This window comes from Streptosporangium album (assembly GCF_014203795.1).
Classification (GTDB): Bacteria; Actinomycetota; Actinomycetes; order Streptosporangiales; family Streptosporangiaceae; genus Streptosporangium; species Streptosporangium album.
In genome coordinates this window covers 4,383,352-4,396,406 of the sequence record NZ_JACHJU010000001.1, presented here as the reverse complement: position 1 = coordinate 4,396,406, position 13,055 = coordinate 4,383,352, and the positions used below count along the sequence as shown (strand labels likewise).

Below are 13,055 nucleotides of genomic sequence, written 5' to 3'. Positions count from 1 at the left end.
TCGCGGATCGTCAGGTCCTGCGGGTGCCGCGGAGCATGACGGCCCCGCCGATCAGCAGAGCGAGGCCCAGCAGGAGCAGGACGAGCGGGATCGTCACCTTGAGCATGGTGATCTGGCCCCTGCTCTCGATGGCGTCGTCCACCAGGCCGTTGACCGTCTGGGCGGTCATCTTGGCGGTCGCCGAGAAGGCGGTGATGCTGTGGGCGCCGTCCTGGGTCGTGAGGACGTCGTGGCGCCGCTGCTCCTGCTTGACCGGCGAACCCGTGACGGGCTCGATCCAGAACGTGTTCTTGCCGTCGTAGAACCGGTCCGCCTGGACGTCACCCGTCGTGTCGGTCACCCCCATGACCGAGGCGGGGACGGTGCGGGTCTCGGTCTTCGTCGCCGGGATGTCCTGCTCGAACTTGTAGGCCCGCAGCCCGTTGACGTCCTCCTCGCCGACGAACTTGGCGTCGTAGGCCGCGCCGGCGACCGAGTTGAAGACCGGGTAGGTCTTCTTCTCGACGTCGAAGGGGAACTTGTAGATCTGGCCTTCGAGCTTGCTGGGCTTGGTGTCGACGTTCACCGCGCAGCAGTTGATGCCGACGCCGGTGTACTTGTTGAAGGCGCTGCGCCGCTCGCCGTACGAGACGTCCGGGTTGCCGTTGGCCACGTCGTACACCGCGGTGAACTCGTCCCAGACGACCCGGTCGCCCTGAGCCTGGGACACGTCCCCCTTCGTGGTCACCGTGATGCCGAGGTCGCCGGTCAGCACCTTGAGCGCCTTGGGATAGAAGTACTGCGCCCCCTGGGCCTCCAGCTTGCTGATCCCGTACTGCGCGGCCGGAGCCGCGATGAGGCTGCCGCCGATCTGGAAGCGCACGAGCGGCGCCAGCACGATGAGGAACGTCCCGGCGGCTAAGAGGACTACTCCGATGATCCGGCGCATCTACCCTCCTGGGGGATTACAGCTTGGGGGGTTTAGGGGGAGATATCTGGATTAACAAAGCTACTGGCCGGTATGTTAATTGCCGAGAGTGACCGGCGTCACCAAGGGATGCGGAAAAGTGACCGAAACAAGTTCTAGGTCGGAGTCCCTCCCTGGGCAGACGCCCGCCGAGGTCGACGGCCACCTGGACACCCTGGACGGCGTGCGCGCCGTCGCCGCGTTCGCGGTGCTCGTCTTCCACGTCGCGAGCGAGTCCGGCGCCGCCCTGCGCGACGGCTTCGTCGGCGCGCTGCTCTCCCGCGGCGACGTGGCCGTGCCGATCTTCTTCGCGCTCTCCGGGCTGCTGCTCTACCGCCCCTTCGCGGCCTCGCTGCTGCGCGGCGACCCTCCCGTCCGTGTGCGGGCCTACCTGTGGAAGCGGGCGGTGCGCATCCTGCCCGCCTACTGGCTGGTGGTCGTGGTGGCCATGCTCATCTGGTCGCGCGACCACCTGTCCGACGGCCGGAGCTGGCTGACGCTGCTGACCCTCAACCAGAACTACGCGACCGACTCCTGGTGGTACGGCCTGGGCCCCAAGGGGCTGGCCCAGATGTGGAGCCTGTCGGTGGAGGTGGCCTTCTACGTCCTGCTCCCCCTGCTGGCCGCCGCGCTGGCCGCCTTCGCCCGGCGCGGCGGCGGGGACGTGCACCGGCGGGCCCGGCGGCTGCTGGCCGGACTGGGCGCGCTGGCCGCGCTCTCCTTCGCGTGGACGCTGCTGACCTACTACCCGCAGTACCGGCCGTTCCTGAACAGCTGGCCGCCCCGGTCGATGGTCTTCTTCGCCGCCGGGATGGCGCTGGCCGTGCTCCTGGCCTGGGTGCACGCGGACCCGGACGAGAACTCCCCCGCCCGGCGCCTGCGGCGGGCGATGGCGGCCTCCCCGGGCTCGTGGTGGCTGGTCGCAGCCCTGGCGTACGCCGTCGCCGCCTCCCCGGTGACCGGCACCCGCTTCCTCGGCATCGACGGCGTCTGGTCGGGCCTGTTCGAGCTGGCCCTCTACACGGTCGTGGCCTTCTGCCTGCTCGTCCCCGCCACACTGCCGCCGCCGGGCGACTCGCCCGTGCGGCTCCTGCTGGCCAACCCGGTGATGAGCTTCCTCGGCCGCATCTCCTACGGCGTCTTCCTCTGGCAGTTCGCGGCCATCTACCTCTGGTACGGCTTCACCTCGCAGCAGCAGTTCAGCGGCGACTTCCTGGTCAACCTGGCGCCCATCACCGCCATGACGCTCCTGCTGGCCACCCTGACCTACCGGTATGTGGAGCGGCCCGCCCGCCGCCTCAACCGCGTCGTGCGCTAGTAGGGCTTGGTTACCTCGGGTAGGAGACGGTATGTCACCTGCTTTGGGGGTGAGGGAAGATGACTCCTCAAGAACTCGAGGCCGTGCGGGCGCGGCTGGAGACGTTTGCCGCTGAGATGTTCTCCGGTTTTGCCCGTACTGATCAGCGGCGGTGGGGCGAGCGGTATGTGCGCGGCCTGCTGACCGATGGAGCGCGTAAATCGATGGAGCCGATGGCGGCCCGGCTGGGCGTGGACCGCCAAGGGCTGCAACAGTTCCTCACCGATGCCCCCTGGTCGCATCAACTGGTGCTGGCCGAGCTGGCCTGGCGGATGGACGCGGCGATCAACCCGGCCGCCTGGGTGGTCGATGATGTGTCCTTTGTCAAGGACGGCCAGGAGTCGCCGGGCGTGGCCGCGCAGTACTGCGGGGCGCTGGGCAAAACCGCGAACTGCCAGGTCGCGCCGAGCGTGCATCTGGTCACCGACGCCGCCTCCTGCCCGGTGAACTGGCGGCTGTTCGTGCCCGAGCAGTGGGATGCGGCCTCGCCGCGGGCAGAGAATCCGGCCGCGGTGACGGCGCGCCGGCGGCGCTGTCGAATCCCTGCGGACATCGCTCACGTGCCCAAGTGGCAGCTGGCTCTGGACATGATCGACGAGCTGGAGAGTTGGGGGCTGGATCCGCCGTTGGTGGTCGCCGATGAGGGCTACGGTCAAGACGGGGCCTTTCGCCTGGGCCTGACCGAGCGCGATATTCCCTACGTGGTGGGGGTGCGTTCCGATACCGCGTTGCTGGAGGCCGGGGCCTGCCGTACCGCCCCGGCCTATGGCGGGACCGGACGGCGGCCGGTGCTGCGTTACCGCGACAAGCCGTGCTCGGCCCAGCAGATCGTTACTGCCGCCGGGCGGCGCGCGCTGCACACGGTGACCTGGCGGCCCGGGTCCAAGGGACCGCTGCGCTCCCGGTTCGCCGCGCTGCGGGTGCGGCCCGCGGGCCGGATGATCCGCCGTGCCCATGCCGGTGAAGAGCTGCCGGAGTGCTGGCTTTTGGCCGAATGGCCACCGGGCGAGCCGGAGCCGGTCAAGTATTGGCTGTCCACCCTGCCCGGCGACATCCCGCTACGGCACCTGGTGAGAATGGCGAAGATCCGCTGGCGGGTCGAGCACGACTACCGCGAGCTGAAGACCGGCCTGGGCCTGGACCACTTCGAGGGCCGCACGTGGAGCGGCTGGCATCATCACGTCACCCTGGTCTCGGTCGCACACGCGTTCTGCACCCTTGAACGACTCAACCCAAAAGCGCCGGCTGCGGCTTGAGCACCTACCGGGTCATCGCCGAGTTGCAGCTGCTTCTGGCCTGCTGGTCCGGTATCTGCCCCACCTGCCGCCGCGCGTTACCCAGACATGCCCAGCCCGTCCCCACCTAACCAAGCCCTACTAGTGCGTTGGCCGAATACGTTGGCCGGGTTGGTGCTGGGTACGGCCGGTGCGAGGTGTGCCGATCTCACCTTCGGGTTATCGATCTGATCGAGCATCCGAGGATGAGGAGTGGCAGAGGTGGCCGCGGTGCCCCGCGGCACCATGCGGAAGCCGATGTTGCCGCCGCTGCTGTCGGGGGTGTTGCGGGTGCGGGCGGCGACCCGGTAGCGGTTGCAGTAGGAGTCGTGGCACATGTAGGAGCCGCCGCGCATCACCCGGGTCTCCTGCCCGGCGGCCCAGGGATCGGCGCACCACTCCCACACGTTGCCCGCACAGTTGTACAGGCCGTACCCGTTGGGGGCGTAGGCGTCCACCGGCGCCGTCCCCCGGTGGCCGTCGTCGGCGGTGTTGCGGGTGGGGAAGTGGCCCTGCCAGATGTTGCAGTGGTGCTCCCCGCCGGGGGTCAGCTCGTCGCCCCAGGGGTAGCGCCGCTGCTCCAGGCCGCCGCGGGCGGCGTACTCCCACTCCGCCTCGCTCGGCAGCCGCCCGCCGGCCCAGGCGCAGAACGCCGCCGCGTCGTTCCAGGACACGTGCACCACCGGATGGTCCCAGCGATCCTCCAGGTCCGAGCCCGGCCCATCGGGGTGACGCCAGTCGGCTCCGCTCACCCCGCACCACCACGGCGTCTGCTGCGGGCGCGGCGACACCCGCCGCAGCACGGCCGGCAGGAACCCGGCGAACACGTACGACCAGCCGAAGCGCTCGGCCTCAGTGACGTGACCCGTGTCCGCGACGAACCCGGCGAACCGTGCGTTGGTCACCGTGTATCTGTCCACCGCGAACGGCTCCACCACTACCGGGCGCACCGGCCCCTCGGCGTCCTGGGGGAAGCCGTCGGCGTCATCGGTGCCCATCAGGAACCGGCCGCCGTCCAGCGCCACCGCCTCCCGGTGCCATGGCGGTGCGCCTGTCCCGCCCGGCGCCTCCCGCCGCCCGGCCACGGCCACGGCCGGAGCAGGCAGGTCGCCGCGACCGCCGCCGCAGCACGAGGACATCGCTCACGTCCTTTCCGACGTGCCTGAGCACGTCAACGGAGGCCACACCGTACCGGCGGGCCGCCCGCCTCATCCGGAGGCGGCCGCCTTGTACAGGTCGGCGGTGTAGTAGGTGGCGGGGTCGGGGGATTCGGGCAGTTTGCCCATGGTGACGAAGATGTCGGCCAGGCCCTTGTACCAGCCGGCGACCGATCCGTCCTCGGTCAGCTTGACCAGCTCGGCGGTAGAAAGGATCTTGGTGACGGAGGAGGCGCCCTTGAACTGCTCGGCGGGGGCCTTGAGGAACGTCGCGGTGAGCGTCTCGGCCTCAGCGGTGTGGGCCGCGACCCAGTCGTTGGCCTCCTGGATGACCTTGAGCACCTTGGTGACCGTCACCTGATCGTCCTTGACCAGCTCGTTGCGGGCGACGAAGGAGCTGGGGAAGCTGAGTGCGGGGTAGTAGTCCTCGCTTTTGGTCAGCTCGACCAAGTCGGGGGCGTTCTTCTTGATGGTGTCGATCAGCGGGTACCAGATGGCTGCGGCGTCGATCTGCTTGGCCGAGAAGGCGGTGACCACCGTACTCGGGTCCATGTTGATCTTCTCGACGTCCTTGGGGGTCAGGCCCGCCTGCTTGAGCGCGAGCTGCAGGATCATGTCGCCGGAGGTTCCCTCGGGCACGCCGATCTTCTTGCCTTTCAGACCGGCGACGGAGGTGATGCCGGAGCCGGCGTGGGTGATGATGCGGTCGGCCTGGCCGAGCATGTTCGGTGCGATGATCGTGGCTTTGCCGCTGGCCGGCAGCCAGGCCGCGCCGGAGCCGATGTAGCCGAAGTCGAGGTCGCCGGAGCCGAGGGCCTGGATCTGCAGCGGTCCGTTGGTGAAGACCTTCAGATCGGGCTCCAGGCCGTGTTTGGCCCACAGTCCCTGCTTGTCGGCCGCGGCGAGTACGGCGGCGCCGGAGAAGTCGGCGATGTAGCCGAACTGCACTTTCTTCGCCCCGGTTCCGTCGTCGGATGAGCCGCAGGCTGTGACGGGGAGCAGGAGGGCCAGCGCGGCGGTGAGGGCTGCGACCAGTCTGCGAGGACGCCTCATGGTGAGGTCCTTTCCAGGGGGGTGGGCTGGTGGTAGACGGAGTGCCAGACCTGCCTGCGGAGTTCGGCGAACTCCGTGGAGAGACGGATCTCCTCCGTGCGCGGGTAAGGGAGGCCGACGTCGATGACGCGGTGGACGCGGCCGGGCCGGGCGGCCATGACGATCACCCGGTTGGCCAGGTAGACCGCCTCGTCCACGTCGTGGGTGATGAACATCACCGTGCGCCGTTCCCGGCTCCAGGTGTCCAGGAGCCGGTCCTGGAGCTGCACCCGGGTGAGTGCGTCCAGGGCGCCGAAGGGCTCGTCCATCAGCAGGATGGTGGGGTCGACGGCGTAGGCGCGGGCGATGGCGCAGCGCTGCTTCATGCCGCCCGACAGCGTCTTGGGCAGCGCGTCGGCGAAGTCGGTGAGCCCGACCATGTCGATGAAGTACTGCGCTCTTTTGCGCCGTTCCGCCGCGCCGACTCCGGCGATCTTCAGCCCGAACTCGACGTTCTTGCGGACGCTCATCCAGGGGAAGAGCGCGTACTGCTGGAAAATCACTCCTCGTTGCGGGCTCGGTCCGTGTACGGGGGTCCCGTCCACCAGCACCGAGCCCTCGTCGGGCTCCAGCAGGCCGGCGGCGACGTTCATCAGCGTGCTCTTGCCGCAGCCCGAAGGCCCGACGACGGTGACGAACTCGCCGTCGGCGATGTCCAGATCGACGTGGTCGAGTGCGGCGAAGTCGCTGCCGCCGAGGTCGAACCGGTGCGAGATCCCGCGGAAACTGATCTTGGGGGTCACCGCGTTCACCTCCGTTCCTGCCAGCTCGTCAGGCGACGTTCCGCGAGCAGCAGGGCGCGGTCCATGATGAGCCCGACGAGGCCGATGACGATCAGTTGGACGAAGATCGTGGGGAGGTCGTAGTAGAGCTGGGCCTGCTGCATCCGGTAGCCCAGCCCCTCCTGTGCGGCGATCAGCTCGGCGGCGACCACCGTGGCCCATGAGGCGCCCAGCCCGATGCGCATGCCCACGAGGATGAACGGGGTGGAGGCGGGCACCACGACCCCGACGAAGACCGTGCGGTCCCTGGCGCCGAGCACCCGGGCGGCGTTGATCAGGGTGGAGTCGACCGAGATCACTCCCTGGAAGGTGGAGACCACCGACGACAGGAACGAGGCCAGGAAGATCACGAAGATTTTGGGGGTCTCTCCGATGCCCATGAGCACGATGGCGAGCGGGATGATCGCCAGTGGCGGCACCATGCGGAAGAACTGCAGCCAGGGCTCGACCAGGCCGCGCACGGGCCGGTACCAGCCCATCAGGAACCCGACGGGTACGGCCAGCGCCACGCCGAGCACGAAACCGATCAGGACGCGGCGCAGGCTGGCCAGCAGATCGCCGAACAGCGTGCCGTCGCCGATCGACTGCGCGGCGCGTTCGAGGACCGAGATCGGTCCGGGGAAGCCCTGGATCCCGCTGCTCGCGAGGGCCACCCACACCAGCAGTCCCAGGACCCCCGACCCCGCGGTGAGCATCAGCGTCGAGCGTGCCCTGCTCGCGCCTCGCCTCGCGTCAGGGGAGGTCCGCGCGGCGGACCTCTTCTGTACGGCGGTCATCTCAGGCCACCTCGTCGGCGACGCCGTCGACGTCGGGGGCGCGGTCCCCGCCGATGTCGGCCATGTAGGTCATCCAGCTGTAGGCGGGGTCTCCGCGGCGCAGCAGCTCCCGGTAGAGCCGCGCCGTCAGGTCGCGCCGTACCCCGGCGTAGGCGGGGGCCTCATAGACGTTGTGCAGTTCGTGCGGGTCGGTCTCCAGGTCGTAGAGCTCGTGCACGCTCTCGGGGTTGAAGACCAGCTTGTGCCTGCGGTCCCTGAGCATGCGCTGGGAGTAGGGGAAGTGGTGGCCGTGGAACTCGGCGACCACCTCTGACCGCCCGTCCACCTGCTCTCCGTTGACCAGCGGGAGCAGGCTCTGGCCGTCGCAGGGTTCCTGCGGGGGCAGGCCGGCCAGGTCGAGGATCGTCGGGTTGAGGTCGATCAGCGTGACGAACTCGTCGACGGCCCGCGGCGGCGCGCCGGGGACGCGGATGATGCCGGGGACGCGGTAGATGTCCTCGTACATCGCCGGCCCCTTGTCGTTGAGCCGGTGGGCGCCGGTGAACTCGCCGTGGTCGGCGGTGAACACCACCGCGGTGTCGTCCCACAGGTCCAGCTCGCGCAGCGCGCCGAGCAGGCGGCCGATCTGGTCGTCGATCATCGTGACGTAGCCCCAGTAGACCGCGATCAGCTTGCGCCAGGCGTCGGCGTCGAAGTGGTCGGCCGACCAGTATTCGGCGTAGCGGCGCTGCACGTCCGGCTTGCCGGCGAAGGTCTCGGCCATCGAGGCGGGCAGCGGCACCAGCTCGGGGTCGTACATGTCGTAGTACTCGTCGGGGATCAGGTACGGCAGGTGCGGGCCGTACCAGTGGCAGGAGAGCATGAAGCGGCGGCCGCCGTCGTGGAAGTCGCGGGCGTAGCGTTCCAGCAGCTCCAGTGTGCGGTCGGCCAGGAACGCCTCGACGGTCGCCTCGGCCGGCTGCTGGAGCCGGCCGGCGATGAGGTGGCCGCGTCCGGAGTCGTTGGGCGCCCGGCCGAAGACGGCCTCGCTCACCGCGAACGGCGGGTGGCCGTTCTCCTTGAGCCACTGCTCGTAGGAGGGGTGGTGGAAGGGGTTGAGCGCTCCCGGCAGGTGCTCGCCGTCCATGTCGTAGAACTCGGGGCCGCGCTCGCGGCCGATGTGCCACTTGCCGACGTGGCCAAGGTTGTAGCCCGCGGCCAGCAGCGGGGCCGACAGGACGGGGTGGTCGTCGGCGACCTCGTCGCGGGCGCCGCCGTTGCGCTCGGGGTTGACCAGCAGGCCGTGCCTGAAGGGGTGCAGGCCGGTGAACAGCGACGCCCGTGCGGGGGTGCAGATCGCTGTCGGCGTGTAGAAGCGGTCGAAGCGGGCGCCCTCTGCGGCCAGACCATCCAGTGCCGGCGTGCGCGCCACGGGGTTGCCGTAGCAGCCGAGGGTGTCGACCCGATGCTGGTCCGTCATCAGGAAGAGGACGTTGCGTGGGATGGTCACTCTCTCTCCGATCACTATTTATTCCTGAGGCTTTACATTAATGACTGGGAAAGGGGGCGACAAGAGGCAAAATATGATCGTTTACTACGGAGGCCCGCTCGGAGGGCACCTGCTCAAGGGGGATACGGCTCCCCGAGGGGGAGTGGAGATCTTCCGGAGGGTGGCGGAAATCAGTCGCGGGCGGGGCGCAGGTGCGCGGGAATCGCGGGCTCCTCGTGGAGCAGGAGCGCGATGGCGCCCATGGCGGAGGCGTTCGCGCCGAGATCGGCGGGGATCACCTCGATGGCGCGGGGGGAGTTCGGCAGGGACAGCCGGGCGATCGCGGCGCGGATCGGCCCCAGGACCAGACTGCCGAGTGAGGCGAACTCGCCGCCCACCACCACGCGCTCGGGGTCGAGCTGGACCACGGTGTCGGCCAGGATCCGCCCCAGGTCGGCGGCGGCCGCGGAGATCAGCTCGCACACCTCGGGGACCCGGTCCTGCGCTGCGGCGACCAGCGCGTCGAGGCCGGCGAGGAGGATGCCCCTCGCCGCACAGGACTCCAGCAGCGCCCGGCCACCGATACGCCGTTCCAGGCAGCCCCGGCTGCCGCAGTGGCAGGGGGGGCCGGCGGGATCCAGCGAGACGTGGCCGATCTCACCCGCCGCGCCGTGCGCGCCCCGCACAAGCCGGCCGCCCACGATGAACCCGCCGCCCACCCCGACCGACCAGCGCACGTAGACCATGTCGTCGACCGAGCGGGCCGCGCCCCAGGTGTTCTCGGCCAGCGCCGCCAGCCTGGCGTTGTTGTCGACGGCGACGCGCACGCCGAACTCCCGTTCCAGGAGTTCGGTGACCGGTGTGTACCGCGCGGGCACGATGCCCGCGGGCAGGACCGGGTCGTCCATGACGCCGACGAGGCCCAGCCCGATCGCCTCCAGCGCACCGAGGCGCACTCCCCGTTCTTCGATCACCCGCCGGATCAGCCGTACTGCGGCTTCTGCCTGCTCCGTGACGCCGGCGCCCTCGGGGACGTCCTCCATGCCCGTGGCGATGATCTGGTGCGAGACGTTGGCCACGGCCAGGTGGACCCGGTGACGGGCCAGATCGAGCCCGATGAGCTGGCCGGCTTCCGGGCTGAGCGCCACCAGCGTCGCGGGACGGCCGCGCCCGCGCGCGCCGGAGACGGGCGCCTCGATCTCGACGACCGCGCCTCGCTCGACCATCTCGGAGATGATCGCGAACAGCGTGGTGCGGGACAGGCCCGTACGATTGATCAGCTCGGTACGGCTCAGCGCCCCCGATGAGCGCAGCGCGTCGAGCACCGCGTCCTCGTGCACCCGGCGGAGTCGCTGCAGCGCGTCGGTGGGCTTGGCCATGGAGCCATGATGGTGCTCCGGTACCAATATAGTCAAACCTTCGGAATAAATGGCGTCCGGGCGGTCGCCCTCCGCCCCGGGCGCCCGGCCCACACCGGGCCAGTCTCTCCCTCCCCGCTCCCCATTATTTTCCGGCCCGCTGACATAAATCCCCGGAACGGGCGGCGGACCGTCCGGTGGCACGCCTAGATCCGGGCATTGGCACCGCCTCCAAGGCTATTTATATCCCAAGCATTGACGTAATAGAGTCCGGCGCCCACACTCTGGCGTTACCGAGTGCCATCGAAAGTACGCCTGGCCAGCACCGGGCGGACGTCACGAAGGAGACCCATGCCGGATGCCCCGCCCCGTCCAACCCCGCGGCCGAGACGCCGCCCGATCGCCGCTGCCCTGCCGGTCCTGCTCGCCGCGACGCTGCTGGCGTCACCGGGCGCCGCTCAGGCGTTCGCGTCCCCCGCCTCGCCTGCGGCGGACGTCGCCGCGTCCGCCCCGGCCAACCTGGCCCTGACAGGCACGGCCACCGCGTCCAGTGTCGAGCTCGACCGTGACACCTTCGTCGCGGCGCACGTCAACGACGGCGACCCGAGCACCCGCTGGTCGTCGAAGTACCAGGACGACAACTGGGTGCAGGTCGCGCTGGCCAGGCCGTCCAAGGTCGACCACGTCAAGATCTCCTGGCCCAGCGCCTGCGCCCGCGACTTCGTCCTGCAGACCTCGACCGACGGCGCCACCTGGACCGACGTCGCCGGCCTGCGGCGTGACACCTGTCCCCGGACCGACGTCATCGAGGTGAGTTCCAAGGACCCGGTGTCCTTCGTCCGGATGCAGGGACGCCAGCGCTGGGCGAGCTACGGATACTCCGTCTCCGAGTTCGAGATCTGGGACCTCCCGGCCGCGCAGCCTGAGCCGACGCTCGGCCTGCTGCCGGAGCCGGTGTCCGTCCAGAAGCACGGCGGCACGCCGTTCACCCTGCACAAGAACACCCGCATCGTCGCGATCGGTGACGGCGCGCAGGCGCCGGCGGAATATCTGGCCGGCGTGCTCCGCCCATCGACCGGACGCCGCCTGCCCGTCGTCAGCCAGGGCTGGGGTCCTGCGCCGATCGTCGTCGACGTCGGGCCGGGGAACGGGCCGGCCGGTCACGAGGCCGAGGGATACACGCTCACCGCCGCCGCCGGTCGCGTCACGATCGGTGCCGCCACGCCCAACGGCGCGCTCAACGGCGTGCAGACGCTGCGGCAGCTCTTCCCGCAGTGGGTGGAGTCGGACACCGTCGTCACCGCCGGATGGACGGTGCCCGCGGTGACGATCACCGACTACCCGCGCTTCGAGCACCGCGGCGTGATGCTCGACGTCGCCCGCAGCTTCTACCCGGTGAACGAGGTCAAGACCTACATCGACGCGGCGGCGCAGTTCAAGATCAATCGCCTCCATCTGCACCTGACCGACGACCAGGGGTGGCGCATCGCGATCGACAACCCGGGGGACAACCCGTCCGGCATCGACTACGGCCTGCTCACCGGGGTGAGCGGCGCCACCGCGATGACGTACAACGCGGCCGGCCAGCTGATGGGCACCGAGCTCGGCGTCACCGGCCACTACACCAAGGCCGACTACACCGAGATCGTCCGCTATGCCGGCGAGAACGGCATGACGGTGATCCCCGAGATCGACATGCCCGGCCACACCAACGCGGCGCTGCACGCGATCCCGCAGCTCAACACGGCGGGCGCCCAGCCGCACCCGCAACCCGGGCAGGCGACCGTGCCGCACAACGGCACCGGCTCGGTCGGCTACTCCTCGCTCGACGCCGGCAGCGCGGTGACGTACGAGTTCGTCGAACACGTCCTCGCCCAGATCGCCGAGCTGACCCCCGGCCCCTACCTGCACATCGGCGGCGACGAGGCGCACGTCACCAGCCACGCCGACTACACGACGATGGTCGACGCGTTCACGCGGACCACCGCGTCGCTGGGCAAGACCGTCATCGGCTGGAACGAGTACGCAAAGACCGCGCTCCCGCAGGGCAAGGCCGTCGTCCAGTTCTGGAACGGGGACCGCGGCGCCGTGGCCGCCGCGGTCAAGGACCGCGGCGCCAAGGTCATCCTGTCCCCCGCGGCCAACACGTACGTGCCGCAGAAGCAGGACCCCCGCCAGCCTCAGGGCGGCACGTGGGCCTGCGGCGGGCCGTGCGGGCTGGACCGCCACTACAACTGGGACCCCGGCACGTTCATCCCCGGCATCGGGGAGTCCAGCGTGCTGGGCGTCGAGTCGGCCCTGTGGGGCGAGTTCATCCGGCGCGTCGGCCAGGCTCAGTACTACAGCTTCCCCCGGGTCATCGCCACGGCCGAGGTCGGGTGGACCCCGCAGGCGCGGCGCGACTACACCGACTTCAGGACGCGCCTGTCCAAGGCCGGCGGCCGGCTCACGGTCCAGGGGACGAACTTCTTCCCCACAGCCGACGTCGCCTGGCGGGTGGACGCGCTCGGCACTCCGACGACCGCCAGGACCGGCGAGCCCGCCGGGGCCACCTGGACCGTCACCGCCCCCGGGTTCGCCTCAGGCGACCTCGTGGCGACGGTCGCCTGGAGCGACGGGGTGCGAGAGGACGTCACCCTGACGACCACGCGCCAGGCCGGTATCCCCGAGATGCGGATCAACGACGCGTTCACCGCGGAGTCCGGCCGCGTCTTCGACCGGCCGGGCAGATACACGGGAACGCTCTCGATCCGCGTACCCGGCCAAGCCCCCACTGAGAGACGGCTGACGGTCACCGTGAAAGCCCCCGCGTAACCTCGCCCAGCCGCCCCGCACTCCGGCCACG

9 protein-coding genes and 1 pseudogene are annotated in these 13,055 nt (G+C 69.9%); 3 read left to right on the top strand and 7 right to left on the bottom strand.

Annotation, left to right across the window (positions count from 1 at the left end; translation table 11 throughout):
- Nucleotides 1–10: 10 nt before the first annotated feature.
- Nucleotides 11–928, bottom strand: a complete 918-nt coding sequence (pgfA, locus tag FHR32_RS21040) for a cell envelope lipid trafficking protein PgfA (protein ID WP_184755862.1) — start codon at nt 926–928, stop codon at nt 11–13.
- Nucleotides 929–1,046: 118 nt separating this feature from the next.
- On the opposite strand from pgfA, the gene FHR32_RS21035 reads away from it, so the two are divergent.
- The gene (locus FHR32_RS21035; RefSeq protein WP_184755861.1) at nt 1,047–2,264 is read left to right on the top strand and encodes an acyltransferase family protein; all 1,218 of its coding nucleotides are present in this window, start codon (nt 1,047–1,049) and stop codon (nt 2,262–2,264) included.
- A 59-nt stretch (nt 2,265–2,323) separates the two neighbouring features.
- Nucleotides 2,324–3,559, top strand: a complete 1,236-nt coding sequence (locus FHR32_RS21030; RefSeq protein ID WP_184754419.1) for an IS701 family transposase — start codon at nt 2,324–2,326, stop codon at nt 3,557–3,559.
- 263 nt (nt 3,560–3,822) lie between these two features.
- Here FHR32_RS21030 and FHR32_RS21025 read toward each other — a convergent pair.
- The 6 genes and pseudogenes from FHR32_RS21025 to FHR32_RS21000 all read right to left on the bottom strand — a co-directional run.
- Nucleotides 3,823–4,716 (bottom strand): annotated as a pseudogene (locus tag FHR32_RS21025) (formylglycine-generating enzyme family protein); the annotation flags it as partial.
- A gap of 69 nt (nt 4,717–4,785) precedes the next feature.
- Nucleotides 4,786–5,787: an aliphatic sulfonate ABC transporter substrate-binding protein gene (locus FHR32_RS21020; RefSeq protein WP_184755859.1), complete on the bottom strand. Its 1,002-nt coding sequence runs from the start codon at nt 5,785–5,787 to the stop codon at nt 4,786–4,788.
- Complete coding sequence (locus tag FHR32_RS21015; RefSeq protein ID WP_184755858.1) at nt 5,784–6,569, bottom strand: ABC transporter ATP-binding protein; 786 nt, start codon at nt 6,567–6,569, stop codon at nt 5,784–5,786. The genes FHR32_RS21020 and FHR32_RS21015 overlap by 4 nt, the downstream gene beginning before the upstream one ends.
- A gap of 5 nt (nt 6,570–6,574) precedes the next feature.
- Complete coding sequence (locus FHR32_RS21010) at nt 6,575–7,384, bottom strand: ABC transporter permease (RefSeq protein WP_184755857.1); 810 nt, start codon at nt 7,382–7,384, stop codon at nt 6,575–6,577.
- A 1-nt stretch (nt 7,385) separates the two neighbouring features.
- The gene (locus FHR32_RS21005) at nt 7,386–8,873 is read right to left on the bottom strand and encodes a sulfatase family protein (protein ID WP_312882536.1); all 1,488 of its coding nucleotides are present in this window, start codon (nt 8,871–8,873) and stop codon (nt 7,386–7,388) included.
- 170 nt (nt 8,874–9,043) lie between these two features.
- Nucleotides 9,044–10,231: an ROK family transcriptional regulator gene (locus FHR32_RS21000; RefSeq protein ID WP_184755856.1), complete on the bottom strand. Its 1,188-nt coding sequence runs from the start codon at nt 10,229–10,231 to the stop codon at nt 9,044–9,046.
- A 330-nt stretch (nt 10,232–10,561) separates the two neighbouring features.
- On the opposite strand from FHR32_RS21000, the gene FHR32_RS20995 reads away from it, so the two are divergent.
- Nucleotides 10,562–13,024: a family 20 glycosylhydrolase gene (locus FHR32_RS20995; RefSeq protein WP_184755855.1), complete on the top strand. Its 2,463-nt coding sequence runs from the start codon at nt 10,562–10,564 to the stop codon at nt 13,022–13,024.
- Nucleotides 13,025–13,055 lie beyond the last annotated feature (31 nt).

What these genes read in the sequence shown, in the direction of transcription:
- pgfA (WP_184755862.1), bottom strand. Translation starts at nt 928, where the DNA reads ATGCGCCGGATCATCGGAGTAGTCCTCTTAGCCGCCGGGACGTTCCTC.
- FHR32_RS21020 (WP_184755859.1), bottom strand. Translation starts at nt 5,787, where the DNA reads ATGAGGCGTCCTCGCAGACTGGTCGCAGCCCTCACCGCCGCGCTGGCC.
- FHR32_RS21030 (WP_184754419.1), top strand. Translation starts at nt 2,324, where the DNA reads ATGACTCCTCAAGAACTCGAGGCCGTGCGGGCGCGGCTGGAGACGTTT.
- FHR32_RS21000 (WP_184755856.1), bottom strand. Translation starts at nt 10,231, where the DNA reads ATGGCCAAGCCCACCGACGCGCTGCAGCGACTCCGCCGGGTGCACGAG.
- FHR32_RS21010 (WP_184755857.1), bottom strand. Translation starts at nt 7,384, where the DNA reads ATGACCGCCGTACAGAAGAGGTCCGCCGCGCGGACCTCCCCTGACGCG.
- FHR32_RS20995 (WP_184755855.1), top strand. Translation starts at nt 10,562, where the DNA reads ATGCCGGATGCCCCGCCCCGTCCAACCCCGCGGCCGAGACGCCGCCCG.